Consider the following 17,905-nt stretch of genomic DNA (forward strand, 5'->3'; position numbering starts at 1 on the left):
GATGAAGGGGTTCACTGTCCATACCGGCGCGGCCAGGCCGCTGCTCGGCCCGGCCATCGCGATCGGTCTGGCGGTTGCCGCCGCCGCGGCGCCGACCACCGCGCTCAACGCTGCGCCTGCCGCCATGCAGGACAATGCGATCCTGCTATCCGTAGGCGGAAGCAAGGTCATCAACCTGCCGTCCAAGATGTCGGACGTGGTGATCGGAGATCCCAATGTCGTCGACGTCCATGTCCGGTCGCAGAACCAGCTTTACCTGATCGCGAAAGCGGCCGGCGAAACCACGGTCTTCGTCACGGCCACCAACGGCAAGGTGCTGTTTTCCGGCACGGTGCGCGTCGGCAACAACCTGACCAGCCTCGATCAGATGCTGAAGCTGGCGATGCCGAACGCCGATATCGCGGTCAACAAGATGAACGGCATGGTCCTGCTGACCGGCACCATCGCCGCGCCGGAAGATGCGGCGGAGGCCGAACGGCTGACCCAGGCCTTTGTCGGCAAGGATGTGACGGTGGTCAGCCGCCTGCGCACCGCGACGCCGCTGCAGGTCAACCTGCAGGTCAAGATTGCCGAAGTGTCCCGCGATATCGGGCACAAGATCGGCATGAACTGGAAATCGCAAGACGTCAGCGGAGGCAAGTGGGCGGGCGGCATCGGCGGCGGCACGCGCGATGCCCTCACCTTCAACGCAGGCGGTGGGGGAACATTCAACTTCACCGCGGATGGCGGTTACAGCCTTGGCGGTGTCGCGCGCGTGCTGGGCCTGGATATTGGCGCCGTGCTGGACCTCGCGGAATCGAGCGGCCTTGCGACCACCCTCGCCCAACCCAATCTGACATCGCTGTCGGGTGAAACCGCCAGCTTCCTGGCAGGCGGCGAATATCCCTATACGGTCAGCAACGGCACGCAGGGCAACAGCATCGAATTCAAGCAATATGGCGTGCAGTTGGCGTTCACGCCGACCGTGCTGGCCGATGGCCGCATCTCGCTGCGTGTCCGCCCGACGGTGTCGAGCCTCGACTTTTCGGTCGACTCCAGCGTACCGGCACTCAAGAGCCGGACCGCCGAAACAACGGTGGAACTGGGTTCGGGCCAGGCCTTCATGATCGCCGGCCTGCTCAACAACGATACGGCAAACAATATCAACAAGGTTCCCGGCATCGGCAACCTGCCGATCCTGGGCAGCCTGTTCAAGTCGCGCAGTTTCCAGCGCCACGAGACGGAACTGGTCATCGTCGTCACCCCCTATCTGGTGAAGCCGATCAACGCATCCGACGTGCGCCTGCCGACCGATGGGTTCCGCAACGCCAATGAGGGCCAGGGTCTGTTCCTGGAGCAGATGCATGACGGCATCAGCGGCGCCCGCGCCCCGATGCCGAGTCGCGCGCCTAACGGCCCCGTCCCGGCACCCGGCCCGCAGACATCGGCCGCCCTGCCGCCCATCGCCGCCCGAGACTCCGGAAAGCGTTCGAAGGACGCCGCACCGGGCTTCAGCTTCTGATCCGAAGGACGAAAGACATGACTTTCCAGTCTCGCAAAACCCCCGTCCGCTTCGGTGTCCGCCTCGGCGCTCTGGCCCTGATGGCATTGCCGCTGGCCGCTTGCCAGACCGACCAGGCCGCCAATCGCGGCGTGGAATCAGTGCGCCAGCCGGTCGTCAGCCACAACGCCTTCACCTATGACGTGCAGGCCGGCCCCGACGGCGGCCTGACCGTTTCGGAGGCCCGCCGCCTGGACGACTGGTTCGTTTCCATCGGTCTTGGCTATGGCGACCAGGTCGCCGTGGCGACGGACGCAGCCTATTACAGCCCTGCCCTGCGCGAAGGCATAGCCGATGTCGTCGCCCGCCACGGCATGCTGGTGGGAGAGGACAGCTCTGCCGTCGCCGGCACCGCGCCGCAGGGCGCCGTCCGCCTGATCGTGCGCCGCGCCACCGCCAGCGTGCCGGGCTGCCCCAACTGGTCGGACAAGCCGGAAACCGACATCCAATTGGGCGCATCGACCAATTTCGGCTGCGGCGTGAACGGCAATCTGGCGGCGATGATCGCCAATCCGGAGGATCTGGTTCGCGGCCAGACCACCGACAGCGACCTGCGCACCGCCACGTCCAACCGGGCGATTTCCACCTATCGCGAAAAGGCGCCGACCGGCTCTGGCGACCTCAAGACCCTGTCGGGAGGCAAGTGATATGAACGCACCCTGGAAACCCGGCGCGTCCGGCCAGCGTGACCCCTTCCACGCCTTCGTCTGCGACGATCACAGCTTCGATCTGCTGCGCGTGGTCGCAGCCGAAATGGGTTGGGCGCCGGAAAAAGTGAACAAGGGCGGCATGCGCAACGCAGTGCAGAGCCTGTCGATCACCGCTTCGCCGCAGATATTGTTCATCGACATGTCGGAAAGCGGCGATCCGCTCAATGACATCAACAGCCTGGCGGAAGTGTGCGAACCCGGCACGGTCGTCATCGCGGCGGGTCAGGTCAATGACGTGCGCCTCTATCGCGACCTGCTGGCGAGCGGCATTCAGGACTATCTGCTCAAGCCCTTCGGCGCCGATCAGTTGCGCGACGCGCTGGCGCAGGCGCAGGCGGTGTTCTTCGCACCCCGTGACGCTGGGCCTGAACGCCCGCACATGACCACGGCGGTCATCGGCACGCGTGGCGGCGTGGGCGCGTCCAGCCTCGCCACCTCGCTCGCCTGGCTGCTGAGCGACAAGAAGAAGCGACCGACCGCGCTGCTCGACCTCGACGTCCATTTCGGCACCAATGCGCTGGCGATGGACCTGGAGCCGGGTCGTGGCCTGACCGACGCGATCGAAAATCCCAGCCGCATCGACGGGCTGTTCATCGAACGCGCCATGGTCCGCGCCAGCGACACGCTGGCCATCCTGTCAGCCGAAGCGCCGATCAGCCAGCCGCTGCTGACCGATGGCGGCGCCTTCTACCAATTGCTGGAGGAGTTCCGCGCCGCCTTCGAATGCAGCGTCATCGACCTGCCGCGCGCCATGCTGATTCAGCATCCGCACCTGATGAGCGACGTGAACGTCACCGTGGTCGTCACCGAACTGACGCTGGCGGCGGCACGCGATTCGATCCGCATCCTGTCCTGGCTCAAGACCAATGCGCCGCAGTCCCGCGTGCTGGTGGTTGCCAACCGCGTCCATCCCGGCTCGCCGGAAATCAGCCGCAAGGATTTCGAACAGTCGATCGAACGCAAGGTCGACATCCTCATCCCGTTCGACATCAAGGTCGCGTCGCAGGCGGCCAAGCTCGGCAAGACGCTGGCGGAAACCGCGAAGGGCAGCAAGGTCGGCGCCGCCTGCACCATGCTGCTCGACAGCGTATTGGGCGCGGCGGAGGAAGGCGAAGCGGCGGAAAACGGCGCTCCCCCGGCCAAGAAGGGGGATTCCCTGCTCGGCAAGATCACCGATCTCAAGAGCATGATCCCCTCGCGCCGCAAGGACAAGGCTTCGGCCTGAGCATGACGGGTCACGCCGCTTGAACGCGGCATGACTCCTTTGACGGAACCGGATTTGGAACGGGCAGGCACATGAACGGCAATTTCATCCTGATCGCGGTGCTGCTCGCAACCTTGCTGGGTCTGGTCGCCATGGCCTTTGGCGGCCCCTCGCCCGACAAGGCCCGCAAACGCCGCATGGAGCTGATCCGTGGACGGCACAGCGATTCCACCGACGCGATTCTGGAAGCGCGCATGCGCAAGGCGATTTCCAACCGCCCCGTCGGCACCGAATCGACGATGCTGGTGTCGCTGGTGCCCAATCCGGAAAATCTGGCCAAGCGCATCCGCATGACCGGCAAGAAATGGACGGTCAGCCAATATATGACCTCTTGCGCGGTCATATTCCTGGTCCTGTGCGCCCTGCTGATGCTGCGCGGCTTCCCGCCGCTGTTCGCGGTGATGCTGGGCCTCGCCGCCGGACTGGGCCTGCCGCATATGTGGGTCAGCCGGCTGATCAAGGGTCGGGTGCAGAAGTTCAACGCCAAATTCCCGGACGCGCTGGAACTGCTGACTCGCGGTCTGCGCTCGGGCCTTCCCATCGCGGAAACCCTGAACGTGGTGTCGACCGAAGTTCCCGGCCCGGTGGGCGAGGAATTCAAGATGATCACGGAGCGGATCAGGATCGGCAAGACCATGGACCAGGCGCTTCAGGAAACCGCCGACCGGCTGGGCACGCCGGAATTCCAGTTCTTCGTGATCAGCCTGGCTATCCAGCGCGAGACGGGCGGCAACCTGGCCGAAACCCTGTCGAACCTGGCCACCGTGCTGCGCCAGCGTTCTCAGATGAAACTCAAGATCCGCGCCATGTCCTCGGAATCCAAGGCATCCGCCTATATTATCGGCGTGCTGCCGTTCCTGGTCTTCGGCCTGATCTGCTATATCAACTACAACTATATGTCGCCCTTCTTCACGCCCGATCCGGCGGGAGTATTCGGCCTTTCGACCATGCAGGTCATCGGCATCGGCGGCATGTGCTGGATGGCGATCGGCGCCTTCATCATGGCACAGATGATCAACTTCGAGATCTGACGAGGAAGCCGACCAGATGGAAAATGTTCCCGTCCCCGCCGGCACACTGTTCGGTCTGACCGCCACCGATTTCGGCACGCTGCTGGCCGCGCTGGCGACGCTGGCGACCCTCTTCGCGCTCTATGCGGTGATGACCGTGCGCGACCCGATGGCGAAGCGCGTCAAGGCATTGAACGAACGGCGCGAACAGTTGAAGGCCGGCATCACCGCCTCCACCGCCCGCCGCCGCGCCAAGCTGGTGAAGAAGAATCAGGCGACCGATCAGATGCGGTCGCTCCTCTCCAGCCTGAAGGTTTTGCAGGACGATCAGCTTAAGGACGCGCAGATCAAGCTGGCGCAGGCGGGCATCCGGTCGAAGGACTGGGCCGTCGCGGTGATCTTCAGCCGCATGATCCTGCCGATCGTGATCGGCGGCATGGCCGCGCTGCTGCTTTATGCCGTCGGCATCTTCCCGGAATGGGGCGGGGCCAAGCGCTTCATGGCCTTCGCCGCCGCGCTGCTGCTGTCCTACAAGGCGCCCGACATCTTCATCGACAACAAGATCGCCAAGCGCTCCGCCGCGATCCGCAAGGGGCTGCCCGACGCGCTCGACCTGCTGGTGATCTGCGCCGAGGCGGGCCTGACCGTCGACGCCGCCTTCAGCCGCGTCGCCCGCGAATTGGGCAAGGCCTATCCGGAACTGGGCGACGAGTTTCACCTGACGGCGATCGAACTCAGCTTTCTCACCGAACGGCGCATGGCGTTCGAAAACCTTGCCAACCGCGTCAAGTTGGATGCGGTGAAGGGCGTGGTGACGACCATGATCCAGACCGAGAAATATGGCACGCCGCTGGCGTCCGCACTTCGAGTGCTGTCCGCCGAGTTCCGCCATGAGCGCATGATGCGCGCCGAGGAAAAGGCCGCGCGCCTGCCCGCGATCATGACCGTGCCGCTGATTCTCTTCATCCTGCCGACCCTGTTCGTCGTCATTCTGGGCCCGGCCGCCTGCTCGATCAGCAAGGCCTTCTAAAAATAAGAGGGGGCGAAGGGGCGCTGCCGTAGCGTCCCTTCGAAATCCACGGAAAGCCGTTGATTTTCGGCCTTGGCGAAGCGTCCGATCCTGTCTTATCCCCTTCCGCAAAGACGCAAATCCGGAGAGGTCCATGGTCGCCATCACCCGCATCGCCGCCCGCGCCGCGCTGCTCATCCTGCCCCTGGTCACGGCTCTGCCCGCCAAGGCGGCGCAGCCCATCACCGGCCGCTGGGCCACAGTGGACGGCAAGGCCATCGTCCAGATCGCCCCTTGCGGAAAGACGCTGTGCGGCAGGATCGAGAAAATCGTGAAGCCCACCCCCGGGCGTCCGCAGACCGACATCAAGAACCCCGATCCCGCCCTGCGCAGCAAGCCACTGGCGGGCCTAGCGCTGCTCACCGGGTTTAAAGATGCGGGCGATCTCTGGAAGGGTTCGATCTACGATCCGGAAAGCGGCAAGACCTATAACAGCAAGGTCAGCCGCAATGGCGACGGCACGCTGAAGGTGCAGGGCTGCATCATGTTCTTCTGCAAAACCCAGACCTGGACGCCGATGCGTTGAGTTGGTGTTCGGTTTGGCTGGATTCCCGCCCTTGCCATGATCGTCATTCCCGGAAAATCGGGAATGACGGAGGCAAACGCACTCAATCCCTGGTCGGAACGAAGGCGCCCTTGACGCGATCCTTCACGACCTTGCCGGCGTTAAAGACGGACCCGCTCATGGTGATGTAGACGCCGGGCGCCGCGACCTGGACCGTGGCGAAGGCCATACCGAGATTGAAGCTGGCGTCACTCTCCCCGAAGCGCGCCGGGGCAAGCGCACCGACCAGAACCACCGTCTTGCCGGGGATGGCGGAGAGAAATTTCGCCGTTTCCGTCATCGTATCGGTGCCGTGGGTGATGATGACATGGCTTTCCGGCGCGGCGGCGACGCGATCGCGGATCAGCGCCCGGTCGGCATCGTCCAGTTCCAGACTATCCTTGCGCACCACTTCCTCGATGCGGAAGGGCCGCTTGACCCGAGCGATGTCGAGCAGCTTCGCCATCACCGTCTCCCCGACCTGATAATCGGACAGCGCATCGAAATAAATCTTGTCGATCGTCCCGCCGGTGGTGAGGACAAGAATGGGCGTTTCGGGCGACAGCATTGCAGGACTCCAGAGGGGGAAGGCCGCCCCCTTAAAGCATTTCCGTAGTGACGTGAACCGCCGCGGCCTTATTGACCCCTGGCCATTTCCTCGCCCCGGTCGCGGGCGGCGACCAACGTATCGGTAAGCAGCTTCAGCAACCGATCATCGGCGTCGAGCACGTTCAGCCCCTGCCGCGTCATGCCGCCGGGGCTGGCTACGCGGTCGGCCAGCACGGCGGGGCTTTCGCTGGCCATGGCCGCCATGCTGGCCGAACCGCGCACCGTGGCGAGCGCCATGCGGGCGGCCTGATCGGCGGGCAGGCCAAGCGCTTCACCGGCACGCGCAAAAGCGTCGATAAAGCGGAACAGAAAGGCGGGGCCGCATCCGGACAGCGCGGTGACTTCGTTGAACTGGCCCTCATCCGCGATCCATTCGGCAAGGCCGAGCGGGGCGATGAACGCCTCCACCGCCGCTCGCGACGGCGCCGCGATGCCAGCATCCGCATGGAGCGCGGTCACACCCTCCCCTATGCCCACCGGAAGATTGGGCATGGCGCGGACGATCTCGCCCGCCGCCGGAAAGGCGGAGCGCAGATCGGCCAGCGGCGTTCCCGCCAGAATCGAGATGATCCGCACATCGGCACCGCAAAGCGGCGCGAGAAAGGCCGCGACATCGCCAAGCTGATAGGGCTTCATGCCAAGCAATATCGTGGTGCCGGCGGGCAGCGATGCCGGATAGTCCGTGACCACGGCCACCCCGTCCGCCACCGCCTTGCCGCTCGGGCGCAGCACGGTGACTTTTGCCGGATCGAGGCCGCAGGCGAGCCACCGCCGCAGCATCTGTCCCGCCATATTGCCGCAGCCGACAAGGAAAAGATGGTCGGGCCAAATATCGGTCATGGGGAATGTCTCAGGCTTCACCGCGGGTTTCGATGAGGCTGGCGGAAATGGCTTCGGCCGGGGTCTTGCCGCCCCACAGCACGAACTGGAACACCGGGTAGAAGCGCTCGCATTCGTCGATGGCGGTTTCGACGAGTATCTGCGCCTGGTCGAGCGTCAGCACGCCGCCTGCGCCTAGCAGCGCACCGTGACGGAAGAGGACGATGCCGCTCGACGACCAGAGTTCGAAATGGCCAAGCCAGAGCTGTTCGTTGATCAGACCCAGCGTTTCATAGATGGCGGAGCGCTTGTCCTCGTTCACCCGGATGTCGGGCAGGGCGAGCAATTGCAGCACCTGATCCTCGTCGCGCCAGATGCCGCGCAACTCATATTGCGCCCACGACCCCTGCGTGCTGGCGACGATTTCATCCTCACCGACCTGATCGTAGCTCCAGCCATGCGCCTCGAAATAGGCGGCCAGCATGTCGATCGGCGCAGCCTCCTGGCCGCCATTTTCATATTCGTCGCTGTCCATCATTTGCGCGCCTTAAAGCATTTTTACCGCCGGAGGAAACCGGGGCGAGGTGGAAAATGCGTGGACAACTTCGCTTCTGCCGTGGAAACCGGCAGTTATTCCCCATCCTTGGGCTTGGCGCGTACCGTCTTCTTGACCGGTTCGGGCGCCTTGCCCTCCAGCGCGTCGAGGCGGGCCTTCAGCAACTCCACCTCCTCGCGGGCGGCGGCGGCCAGCGCCTTGACCGCGTCGAATTCGTCGCGGCTGACGAAATCCATGCCGCCGATCCATTGTTTGGCCTTTTCGCGGGCGTTGGTCTCAAATTCCCGGCTCATGCCCGCAACCGTTCCGGCCGCGCCGTTCACCAGCTTGGCAAGGTCGTCGAAAAAGCGGTTTTCGCTCTGCATGATGCTTCGTCCTTCCGTGCGGCGCCATTCTGTCCGGCGCCAAAAATCATATCTGGGTCTGGAATGCGGGTTTGCCAAGGCTTTCCGCATCCGGATTGAGGCGGCCGATCTCATAGTTGAGGTAGGAGGCGAAGGCCAGCCAGCACAGATAGGGCAGCAACAAAAGGCCCGCGACGCGGCGGACGCGCCAAAAAAGCACGGTCGTGACAGCGACCAGCACGGCCAGCGCGACGATCAGGACCAGAGCCTGATCCACCTGATGCGCGCGGAAGAAAAGAGGAGACCAGAGGAGGTTGAGGATGAATTGCGCGACGAAGGCGACGATGGCCGTCCCCCTCCCCCTTGCGCCACGCGCATGCAGGACGATGGCGAAGGCCAGGGCCATCAATATGTAGAGAACCGTCCAGGCCACGCCGAAGGCCCAGCCGGGCGGGATCAGATCCGGCTTGGCCAGCGCCGCGAACCAGCGATTGCCATAACCACTATTGGCGAGCTTGCCGGAAAGAAAGCCAAGGAAAACAATGGCGGGCACAGTAATCAATGCCCAGCGCGCATAGGCAAGACGTAATTGACCCGGAGACGCAATCTCGTTCATCGGCAACGAAGCTCCACCTTTTACTCAGCGGCTTCGGGCGAATCCTTCAAGGCCGAGTCAAGCCGCCGACTGACGGTTTGCGGTGAAACGGTTCGTCCTGCAACCCGCGAATAGAGGATGGGGATCAGGAACAGCGTGATCAGCGTCGCCAGGCTGACGCCGGACACCACCACCACGCCGATCGAATGGCGCGCCGCAGCCCCCGCCCCGCCGCGAATGACCAGCGGAACCGCGCCGATGACCGTGGCGATGGACGTCATCAGGATCGGACGCAGGCGGCGGGCGGCGGCCTGACGGATGGCCGCGCCGATCTCCAGCCCCTCGTCGCGTAGCTGGTTGGCGAATTCGACGATCAGAATGCCGTTCTTCGCCGCCAGCCCCACCAGCATGACGATGCCGATCTGGCTGTAGAGATTGACCGACCCACCCGTCAGCGCAAGGCCCAGCACGCCGCCCGCGACCGCCAGCGGGACGGTGGCGATGATGATGCCGGGATGGATGAAGCTTTCGAACTGCGCGGCCAGCAGCAGATAGACGATCAATATGGTGAGCCCGAAGACCAGCCAGATCGACCCGCCGGTTTCGCGCAGCGACTGGCTCTCCCCGCGATAGCCGATGGCAAGGATCTCCGGCGATTGGCGGGCCTGGTCTTCCAGGAAGTTCAGCGCCTCGCCCAGCGAATAGCCGGGCGCCAGCGCGGCGGTCAGGGTGATAGCGCGCAGCTTGTTATAGCGGTTGAGCTGGCGCGGGCCGGCGACTTCGCGGACGGTGACGACGGCGGACAAGGGCACCAGGGCGCCTGTGCGGCTGCGCACATTGATGCGTTCCAGGTCCGCCTGGGTCTGACGCCCCTCCCGCTCGGCCTGCACCAGCACGCGATATTCCTCGCCCCGGTCGACATAGGTGGTGACGCGGCGGGAGCCGAGCAGGGTCTGCAACGCCTGGCTGATGTCGTTGGCCGACACGCCCAGATCGCCCGCCCGCTGCTGATCCACCTCGATCCGCATCTGGGGCTTGGTTTCCTTGTAATCGGAATCGAGGTTGATGAAGCCCGGATTGGTCGCGGCGGCGGCCATGATGCGGTCGCGCGCGGCGACCAGCCCCTCATAGGTCGATCCGGCCAGCACCAGATTGACCGGCAGGCCACGCCCCCGGCCAAGCCCCGAACGCGGCGCGACATTACCGCGCACGCCCGGCTGGTTGGCGATCACCTTGTTGATCGTGTCGGCCACCTGCGCCGTGGTGATCGTGCGATTCTCCCACGGACGCAGGAAGGCGATGATGTTGCCGCCGTTGAAATCGTCGCTGCTGCTGAAACCGGCGGGCGCGCGGATGTTCAGCACCTGAAGCGTCCCCTGGTCGCGCAGCGGCTGAAGATCGGCTTCAATCTTTTGCATATAGGTCTTCATGCGGTCGAAGCCGGTGCCTTCGGGCGCCGTCACCTGTCCATCGACGACGCCGGTATCCTCCGCCGGGGCGAGTTCGGTCGGCAGCATGGTGAACAGGGCGCCCGCGGCGGCGAGGAACAGCAGCACAGGGACGATGGCCAGAACAGGCCGTTGAAGCACGCGGTCGAGCAGGCGCGCATAGGCCGCCTCCAACCGCTGGAACCGGGCATCCACCCAATGCGACAGGCGGGATCTTTCGGAATGCCGCAGCAGCTTCGAACAGAGCATCGGCGCGAGGCTCAAGGAGATGAAGCCCGAAAAGGCGATGGCGGCGATCATCGCAATGGCCAGTTCACGGAACAAAAGGCCGGTCTGCCCGGCCAGGAACATCACCGGCACGAACACCGCGCAGACCACCAGCGTCGTCGAAATGATCGCAAAACCCACCTGCCGCGTGCCAAGATAGGAGGCGACCAGCGGGTCTTCCCCCTGTTCGATGCGGTGATAGACATTTTCGAGCACGACGATGGCGTCGTCCACCACCAGCCCGATCGCCAGCACGAAGGCGAGCAGGGTCAGCAGGTTGATCGACAGGCCCAGCAACCACATGACCGCGCAGGTCGCCAGCAGGCAGATCGGCACCGTGATCGACGGGATGATCGTCGCCCGCAACGAGCCGAGGAAGAGAAAGATGACGAGGACCACCAGTAAGGCCGCTTCGCCCAGCGTGTCATAGACATTGTCGATGGCGCGGCTGATGAACAGCGATTCGTCCGATCCGATGGTGACCTTCATGCCCGCCGGAAGCGTGGGACGCAGTTCAGCGATCAGCGCCTTCGCCTTTTCCGCGACGTCCAGCGTGTTGGCGCCCGACTGGCGGATGATGCCCACGCCGACGCCGGTCGCGGCATTGGAGCGGAAGGAGGTGTAGGGATTTTCCGCGCCCTGCTCGATCCGCGCCACATCGCCCAGCTTCACCTGATAGCCGTCCGCGCCGCGCCCGACGACCAGCCCGGCAAATTGTTCTGGGGTGGAAAAGGCGCGCTCGACACGCAGCGTCTGGTTCTGGTCCTTCGATTCGAAGCGTCCGGCCGGCAGCTCCACATTCTGGGCGCGCAGGGCGGCTTCGACGTCACCGGGCGTGATGCCGAAGGCGGCGAGCTTCTCGGCATTCAGCCAGATGCGGGTGGAGGGCCGCTCGTCGCCGCCGCCGGTAACGCGGGCGACGCCGTCAATGGCCGAAAAGCGGTCCAGCACGTTGCGGTCGAGATAGTCGGCAATCTGCGTGGGGGTCCAGCCATCCCTGGTGAAGACGATGAACAATATCGCCCGCGCATCGGCATCGACCTTCCGGATTTCCGGGGCCAGCGCATCCTCGGGCAAATCCTCCACGACGCCGCCGACGCGATCGCGCACGTCATTGGCGGCGGAATCGATGTCCCGCGACGGATCGAATTCGATGCTGACCGATGAAACGCCGTCCCGCGAGGTCGAGGTGATGTTCTGAATGCCCTGGACGCCCGCGACGCCATCCTCGATAATCTGGGTGATGCGGGTTTCCACCACCGAAGCCGCCGCGCCGGTATAGCTGGTCTCGACCGAAACGATCGGCGGGTCGGTATCGGGATATTCGCGGATGGAAAGGCTGAGATAGCCGACCACCCCGACGATACAGAGCAGCACCGCGATGACCGCCGCGAAGACCGGACGACGGACGGACAGGTCCGAAAGCTGCATGGCCCTGCCTCCCTAACCGGCCGCCCGGTCGGCGCTCGCGCTTTTCGCTTCCGGCTTGTCGCCCGGCAGGCGCACCGGCACGCCATCGGTCAGCTTGACGACACCATCGGTGACGACGGTCTGGCCCGGCTTCACCCCGCCCAATATCTCCACCAGGCCGTTTTGGCGGATGCCGGTATCGACCTTGGTCCGCTTGGCCTTGCCTTCCTCCACCACGAAGACGAAGCGATCCTCGCCGTCGCCCACCACCGCCAGTTCGGGGACGGCCAGCGACTGGCGCTGCTTTGCGATCACGTTGACGGTCAGCAGCATGCCGGGTTTCAGGGCGCGGTCGGGATTGGGCAGGATGGCGCGTATCCTGACAGCGCGGGTGGCGGGATCGATCACCGGGTCGATGGTCGCGATCGTGCCGGTGAAGGGCCGGTCGGGCCAGGCGGCGGAGACCGCCTTGATCGCCTGCCCTTCCCGGATCATCGACAGGCGGGTTTCGGGAATGGTGAAGTCCAGCTTGATCCGCGAAATATCGCTGACCGTCGCAATCGGCGTGCCGGCGGTGACGATGGCGCCGGGCGATACGGTGCGCAGGCTGACCCAGCCGGGGAAAGGCGAGCGGATCACCCGGTCACTGATGGAAGCGCGGGCCTGTTGCGCGCTGGCGCGGGCGGCATTGGCCAGCGCGACCTGTTGGTCGAGGCTGGCGGCGGTCGCGAAGCCACGCGCTTTCAACGCCTGGATGCGGTCCAGTTGCTGCTGGGCTGCAAGCGCCTGGGCCTGGGCGGCGGCGAGTTCGGCCTGTTCCTGCCCCACGGCCAGAGTGGCGATCACCTGCCCCTTGCTGACAAAGCCCCCGTCGCTGAAATGGATAGAGGTTATACGCTCCGTCACCGGGGCGGACAGCACCACCTGTTCGTTGGCGAAGGCGGTGCCGACGGCGTCCAGATTGTCGGTGAAGCTTTCGGACGCGATCGGCGCGGCTTCGACCAACGCTGGCGGACGCGCCTTCTTTTCCTTTTGACCGCCACAGGCGGAAAGGGTCAGCGCGATCAGGAAGATAGGCAGGATGGTGCGCATGGGATCGGGCTAATCGGCCTTTGCAAGCGACTCAAATGGGCATTTGTCGCGAATGGTAACTATAGCGACGAAACGAATAGGGCGGGATTATCCACCAAATATTGCGGAGAGAAGAAATTCGACATTGCCCTGCGGTCCGGTGATCGGGCTGGCGGTGATGCCTTCGACCCGCCATCCTTTGGAAAGCGCCCAGTCCCGGACTTCGTTGCACACCCGTTCATGGATGGCAGGGTCGCGCACCACGCCGCCCTTGCCGACTTCCTCCCGCCCCGCTTCGAACTGCGGCTTGATCAGGGCGACGAGGCGCGCGCCGGGGCGGGCGAAGCTCAACGGGCGGTCCAGCACTTTGGCGAGCGAGATGAAGCTGGCGTCGCAGACGATGATATCCACCGGCTCCGGGATATGATCGGCGGTCAGGATGCGGGCGCTGGTCTGTTCATGGACGATGACGCGGGGGTCGGAGCGCAGCTTCCATGCAAGCTGGTTGGTGCCGCTGTCGACCGCATAGACCCGCGCCGCGCCATGGGTGAGCAGGACATCGGTGAAGCCGCCGGTCGAGCTGCCCACATCGATGGCGACGGCGCCGGTCACGTCGATATGAAAATGCTCCAGCGCATGGGCGAGCTTGATGCCGCCGCGCGATACCCAGGGATGATCGCGGCCCTTCACCTCCAGCTCGGCGTCGGCGGCGACCTGCTGGCCCGCCTTTTCGATCTTTCTATCGCCCAAGAAGACGAGGCCGGCGAGGATGAGCGCCTGTGCGCGGGCGCGGCTTTCGGCCAGGCCGTTGTCGACAAGCAACTGATCGGCGCGGATCTTGGCCATCAGGGCACCAAAGCCGTCAGGGTGGCGGGGGTCAGGAGTTGGGGCAATGTCTGCGCCTCCCTGCCGGGGGCGTACCACAGATAGAGCGGGACGCCGGAACGCCCCTGCCCTTCCAGAAACCGGGTGATGGCGGGGTCCGCATTGGTCCAGTCGCCCACCATCACGGTGACGCCTGCCTTCCCGAAAGCGGCGCGGGTTTCGCTGCGGTCGATGGCGGCGGCTTCATTGGCCTTGCAGGTAAGGCACCAGTCGGCGGTGAAATAGAGGAAGACCGGCTTCCTGGCGGCGCGCAAGCTGGCGAGACGGGCTTCGTCGAAGGGCACGCCCCTTGCCGATGCCGCAGCGGCAGGCGCGTGGGTGGGGAGCATCGCTGCGGCTCCGGCGAACAGGATGAACGCGGCGCAGACCACCGCCAGCCCGCCGCGCAGGCCGTGCCGCTGCCTGCGCCCCAGCCACCAGAGGAAGACCGCAAGCATCAGCGCCGCGCCAAGACCGAGAAGGATGGCCGGAACGCCCCTTTGCTGGCCGAGCAGCCACAGCAGGCCAAGCGCGGTCAGCGCCATTGGGATCGCCAATATCTTCTGAAGGCGCCCCATCCACGGACCGGGCTTGGGCAGGCGGGTGCGGAGCGCGGGGACATAGGCCAGCGCCAGAAAGGGCAGCGCCAGTCCAAGGCCAAGGCCCGCGAAGATCGCCAGCGCCGCGGCCAACGGCAGGATGAGGGCCGCCCCCATGGCCGCGCCCATGAACGGCCCAGCGCAGGGCGTCGCGACGAAGGCGACCAGCGCGCCGGTCCAGAAGGCGCCGGAAGCCCCACCCTTCCCCGCCAGCCTGTCGCCGCCGCCAAAAGCGCTGAGTTCGAACAGTCCGGCAAGGTTGAGCGTGATCGCCGTCACCAGCAGCAGCAGCAGCAGGATGATGCGCGGATCCTGCAACTGGAAGGCCCAGCCCACCGCCGTACCTGCGGCGCGCAGGCCAAGGAGCAGGCCACCCAGAGCGAGGCAGGTAAGGATGATGCCGAGACTATAGGCCAATGCTTCGTGCCGAACGATGCGCTCATCGCCGCCCGCGCGGGCAAGCTTCATCGCCTTGAGTCCGAGAATCGGAAAGACGCAGGGCATGATGTTGAGCAGCAGACCGCCCAGCAGCGCTCCACCCAGCGCGATCAGGACGGTGTGGAGCGTGGCGGACCGGACGGCGGGAACGGCGCCGGGCTGGGCCGTCAACAGGAAGCCCACATGATCGCCGGTGCGCAGGACGGCCTGGACCGGACCGGATTTCAAGCCCTGCCCGGCTTCGGTTTCGATCAGCAGCCGGTCGCCCTGGCGCGTGACCTTTTGCGGGGCGGCATAGCGGGTCAGGCCATCGGCAAGCGCGAACAGATGGACGTCGCGGGCGCTCGCCGCCGCCGGGAAGGGCACGGACAGGCGCAGGCGGCCATCGACAACCGCATAGCTCGCCTCGCTGCCCAGGGGGCGTGGAAGGTGACTGCGCCAGCCGTCGAACTGCGCCCTGTTGCCGGGCAGGATCGCGCCGTCGCCTGCGGTCAGGTCCAGCGTCAGTTCGGCGCCTTCGGGCACGCAGACCTTGTCCGTGCAGGCTAGCCAGTCGGCGCGGACCCGGATCGGCAGCTTTGTGCCCACGAGCACGTCCTGCGCGATAGTCAGGTTCGCCAGCACGCCATAGGAGCCTTCATAGACATGGTTCATCAGGCCCGAGATCAGCAGCGTCTCCGGCACCGGATAACGCAGCGCGCCGACGGTCACGCCCTTGGGCAACGTCCATTTGACCGTCATGCCCAGGCCCGCATCGCCCGGATTTTCCCAATAGCCGTGCCAGCCCGGCTCGGGCGTCATGGAAAAGGCGATGGCCGTGCCTTTCCCCGGCTGCGGCGTCGCGCTTTCGGTGGTCAGTTCCGCCGCGATATGGGGCGTGCCCTGACCAAAGGCGCCCTGCGCCCGCGCCGCAGTCGGCGCGAGCAGCAAAAAGACTGTCATCAGAAGGACATGAAAAAACCGCATCGGGCCTCTGTTCCGGTAGACGCAAGGGGGCTAGGTCCCGATGCATCCGCCGTCAAGGCATCAGAAGGTATCCCATAATGTTGAAAAATATCGTGGCCGCCCTGCTTCTGGCCAGTTCGCTGCCGGCCCTGGCCCAGACCCCGGCGGCGCCTCCCGCCCCGGCAACCGCTCCCGTCACTCCGCCCAAGCTGATCGTCGCCATCTCCGTCGACCAGTTTTCCGCTGATCTGTTCAGCGAATACCGGCAATATTACAGCGGCGGCCTCAAGCGGCTGACCGAACAGGGCATCGTCTTCCCTCGCGGTTATCAGAGCCACGCCGCGACCGAAACCTGCCCCGGCCACAGCACCATCCTGACCGGCAGCCGCCCTTCGCGCACCGGCATCATCGCCAATAGCTGGTTCGACCTTGGCGCCGCCCGCGCCGACAAGTCGGTCTATTGCGCGGAAGATGAGACGCAGCCGGGAACAAGCAGCGACAATTATCAGGCCTCTCCGGTGCATCTGAAGGTGCCGACGCTGGGCGGACGGATGAAGATCGCCAATCCGGCCACCCGCGTCGTATCGGTCGCGGGCAAGGACCGCGCCGCCATCATGATGGGCGGGCCGACCGCCGATCAGGTCTGGTGGCTTGGCGGACCGAAAGGCTATGTCAGCTACAAGGGCGTGGCGACGCCGCCACTGGTGGCCAAGGTCAACGACGTCATGGCCCAGCGGCTGGCAGAGCCCAATCCCGGCTTCGAGCTGCCGCCGCAATGCATGGCCAAGGATTTCCCGGTGAAGGCTGGGGACCGCACCGTCGGCACTGGCCGTTTCGCGCGGGAAGCGGGCGATTACAAGGGTTTCCGCATCTCGCCCGAGCAGGACGCGATGACCCTGGCCTTCGCGGCGGCGGCGATCGAGAATATGGCGCTGGGCAAGCAGGCGCAGACCGACATCATCTCCATCGGCCTGTCAGCCACCGATTATATCGGCCACACCTACGGCACAGAAGGCACGGAAAGCTGCATCCAGGTCGACCGGCTCGACCGCGAACTGGGAGCCTTTTTCGACCGGCTGGACAAGGATGGGCTGGACTATGTGGTGGTGCTGACCGCCGATCATGGCGGCCATGACCTGCCCGAACGGCATCGGCTGAACGCCATGCCGATGGAGCAGCGCGTCGACAAGGCGCTGACGCCCAAGGCTCTGTCGGCGGCCATCGCGGAAAAGACCGGCATCTTGGGCAAGACCTTGATCTGGGGCGACGGCCCGGCGGGCGATCTTTATTTCGACCGTAGCCTGACGGCGGCGCAGCGGACCAAGGTGGAGGCCGCAACGCTCGCCCTGCTGCGCGCCCATCCCCAGGTGCAAACCGTGTTCACCAAGGCGGAGATCGCCGCCACGCCTTCACCTTCCGGCCCGCCGGAAAGCTGGTTGCTGATCCAGGAGGCGCGGGCCAGCTTCGACCCGCGGCGTTCGGGCGATCTGCTTCTGCTACTGAAGCCGCGAGTCATGTCGATCCCCGAACAGGCGGTGATGGGATCGGTCGCGACCCATGGCTCGCCCTGGGATACCGACCGCCGCGTGCCGATCCTGTTCTGGCGCAAGAGGCTGACTCATTTCGAACAGCCGCTGGGTATCGAGACGGTCGACATCATGCCGACGCTGGCCGCGCTGATCAAATTGCCTGTGCAGAAGGATGAGATCGACGGTCGCTGCCTGGACCTGATCGCGGGGGATGGGGATAGCTGCGCCAATTAATATCAAGCACCGTGCTCCTGCGCAGGCAGGAGCCCAGTTC

At 65.1% G+C, this 17,905-nt stretch carries 16 protein-coding genes; 7 read left to right on the top strand and 9 right to left on the bottom strand.

The genetic code is table 11. From position 1 onward, the window contains the following. Window position 1 precedes the first annotated feature (1 nt). The 6 genes from K426_RS14910 to K426_RS14935 all read left to right on the top strand — a co-directional run bounded on the left by K426_RS14910 (window position 2) and on the right by K426_RS14935 (window position 6,119). Window positions 2–1,501, top strand: coding sequence for a type II and III secretion system protein family protein (locus K426_RS14910; protein ID WP_066558622.1), 1,500 nt, complete (start codon window positions 2–4; stop codon window positions 1,499–1,501). 17 nt (window positions 1,502–1,518) lie between these two features. Beyond that, window positions 1,519–2,187: a CpaD family pilus assembly protein gene (locus K426_RS14915; RefSeq protein ID WP_066558625.1), complete on the top strand. Its 669-nt coding sequence runs from the start codon at window positions 1,519–1,521 to the stop codon at window positions 2,185–2,187. 1 nt (window position 2,188) lies between these two features. Further along, a complete protein-coding gene (locus K426_RS14920; RefSeq protein ID WP_066558630.1) occupies window positions 2,189–3,475 on the top strand; it encodes a pilus assembly protein CpaE in 1,287 nt (428 codons plus the stop codon). Window positions 3,476–3,546: 71 nt separating this feature from the next. Beyond that, on the top strand, window positions 3,547–4,545 hold the full coding sequence (locus K426_RS14925; protein WP_066558633.1) for a type II secretion system F family protein: 999 nt from the start codon (window positions 3,547–3,549) through the stop codon (window positions 4,543–4,545). 16 nt (window positions 4,546–4,561) lie between these two features. Beyond that, window positions 4,562–5,554 (top strand): type II secretion system F family protein, encoded by a 993-nt coding sequence (locus tag K426_RS14930; RefSeq protein ID WP_066558635.1) that lies wholly within the window; start codon window positions 4,562–4,564, stop codon window positions 5,552–5,554. Between the two features lie 133 nt (window positions 5,555–5,687). Next, window positions 5,688–6,119, top strand: coding sequence for a DUF2147 domain-containing protein (locus tag K426_RS14935; RefSeq protein WP_066558636.1), 432 nt, complete (start codon window positions 5,688–5,690; stop codon window positions 6,117–6,119). A gap of 82 nt (window positions 6,120–6,201) precedes the next feature. Here K426_RS14935 and K426_RS14940 read toward each other — a convergent pair whose 3' ends face one another. From K426_RS14940 to K426_RS14980, 9 genes are all read right to left on the bottom strand, one after another. Continuing rightward, entirely contained in the window at window positions 6,202–6,705 is a 504-nt protein-coding gene (locus K426_RS14940; protein WP_066558638.1) for an asparaginase domain-containing protein, read from the bottom strand. Between the two features lie 68 nt (window positions 6,706–6,773). Continuing rightward, entirely contained in the window at window positions 6,774–7,586 is an 813-nt protein-coding gene (locus K426_RS14945; RefSeq protein ID WP_066558642.1) for a pyrroline-5-carboxylate reductase family protein, read from the bottom strand. A 10-nt stretch (window positions 7,587–7,596) separates the two neighbouring features. Continuing rightward, window positions 7,597–8,103 carry a YbjN domain-containing protein gene (locus K426_RS14950; RefSeq protein ID WP_066558644.1) on the bottom strand — a complete coding sequence of 169 codons (507 nt, stop codon included), beginning with the start codon at window positions 8,101–8,103 and terminating at the stop codon, window positions 7,597–7,599. A gap of 92 nt (window positions 8,104–8,195) precedes the next feature. Further along, a complete protein-coding gene (locus tag K426_RS14955; RefSeq protein ID WP_066558646.1) occupies window positions 8,196–8,486 on the bottom strand; it encodes an accessory factor UbiK family protein in 291 nt (96 codons plus the stop codon). Window positions 8,487–8,532: 46 nt separating this feature from the next. Further along, window positions 8,533–9,081, bottom strand: a complete 549-nt coding sequence (locus tag K426_RS14960; protein ID WP_066558651.1) for a TspO/MBR family protein — start codon at window positions 9,079–9,081, stop codon at window positions 8,533–8,535. 20 nt (window positions 9,082–9,101) lie between these two features. Next, window positions 9,102–12,206, bottom strand: coding sequence for an efflux RND transporter permease subunit (locus K426_RS14965; RefSeq protein ID WP_066558653.1), 3,105 nt, complete (start codon window positions 12,204–12,206; stop codon window positions 9,102–9,104). Between the two features lie 12 nt (window positions 12,207–12,218). After that, entirely contained in the window at window positions 12,219–13,277 is a 1,059-nt protein-coding gene (locus tag K426_RS14970) for an efflux RND transporter periplasmic adaptor subunit (RefSeq protein ID WP_066558655.1), read from the bottom strand. An 87-nt stretch (window positions 13,278–13,364) separates the two neighbouring features. Then, window positions 13,365–14,102: a TlyA family RNA methyltransferase gene (locus K426_RS14975; protein WP_066558661.1), complete on the bottom strand. Its 738-nt coding sequence runs from the start codon at window positions 14,100–14,102 to the stop codon at window positions 13,365–13,367. Next, on the bottom strand, window positions 14,102–16,123 hold the full coding sequence (locus K426_RS14980; protein WP_066558663.1) for a protein-disulfide reductase DsbD family protein: 2,022 nt from the start codon (window positions 16,121–16,123) through the stop codon (window positions 14,102–14,104). Before K426_RS14980 ends, K426_RS14975 begins: the two co-directional genes overlap by 1 nt. Before the next feature lie 77 nt (window positions 16,124–16,200). Here K426_RS14980 and K426_RS14985 point away from each other — a divergent pair, with 77 nt between their 5' ends. Then, complete coding sequence (locus tag K426_RS14985; RefSeq protein WP_066558665.1) at window positions 16,201–17,865, top strand: alkaline phosphatase family protein; 1,665 nt, start codon at window positions 16,201–16,203, stop codon at window positions 17,863–17,865. The last annotated feature ends 40 nt before the right edge of the window (window positions 17,866–17,905 follow it).

The organism is Sphingobium sp. TKS (genome assembly GCF_001563265.1).
Classification (GTDB): Bacteria; Pseudomonadota; Alphaproteobacteria; order Sphingomonadales; family Sphingomonadaceae; genus Sphingobium.

Coding starts and splice junctions, on each gene's coding strand:
- K426_RS14985 (WP_066558665.1), top strand. CDS start 16,201: ATGTTGAAAAATATCGTGGCCGCCCTGCTTCTGGCCAGTTCGCTGCCG.
- K426_RS14935 (WP_066558636.1), top strand. CDS start 5,688: ATGGTCGCCATCACCCGCATCGCCGCCCGCGCCGCGCTGCTCATCCTG.
- K426_RS14975 (WP_066558661.1), bottom strand. CDS start 14,102: ATGGCCAAGATCCGCGCCGATCAGTTGCTTGTCGACAACGGCCTGGCC.
- K426_RS14910 (WP_066558622.1), top strand. CDS start 2: ATGAAGGGGTTCACTGTCCATACCGGCGCGGCCAGGCCGCTGCTCGGC.
- K426_RS14970 (WP_066558655.1), bottom strand. CDS start 13,277: ATGCGCACCATCCTGCCTATCTTCCTGATCGCGCTGACCCTTTCCGCC.
- K426_RS14930 (WP_066558635.1), top strand. CDS start 4,562: ATGGAAAATGTTCCCGTCCCCGCCGGCACACTGTTCGGTCTGACCGCC.
- K426_RS14980 (WP_066558663.1), bottom strand. CDS start 16,123: ATGCGGTTTTTTCATGTCCTTCTGATGACAGTCTTTTTGCTGCTCGCG.
- K426_RS14955 (WP_066558646.1), bottom strand. CDS start 8,486: ATGCAGAGCGAAAACCGCTTTTTCGACGACCTTGCCAAGCTGGTGAAC.
- K426_RS14915 (WP_066558625.1), top strand. CDS start 1,519: ATGACTTTCCAGTCTCGCAAAACCCCCGTCCGCTTCGGTGTCCGCCTC.
- K426_RS14960 (WP_066558651.1), bottom strand. CDS start 9,081: ATGAACGAGATTGCGTCTCCGGGTCAATTACGTCTTGCCTATGCGCGC.
- K426_RS14945 (WP_066558642.1), bottom strand. CDS start 7,586: ATGACCGATATTTGGCCCGACCATCTTTTCCTTGTCGGCTGCGGCAAT.
- K426_RS14965 (WP_066558653.1), bottom strand. CDS start 12,206: ATGCAGCTTTCGGACCTGTCCGTCCGTCGTCCGGTCTTCGCGGCGGTC.
- K426_RS14920 (WP_066558630.1), top strand. CDS start 2,189: ATGAACGCACCCTGGAAACCCGGCGCGTCCGGCCAGCGTGACCCCTTC.
- K426_RS14950 (WP_066558644.1), bottom strand. CDS start 8,103: ATGATGGACAGCGACGAATATGAAAATGGCGGCCAGGAGGCTGCGCCG.
- K426_RS14940 (WP_066558638.1), bottom strand. CDS start 6,705: ATGCTGTCGCCCGAAACGCCCATTCTTGTCCTCACCACCGGCGGGACG.
- K426_RS14925 (WP_066558633.1), top strand. CDS start 3,547: ATGAACGGCAATTTCATCCTGATCGCGGTGCTGCTCGCAACCTTGCTG.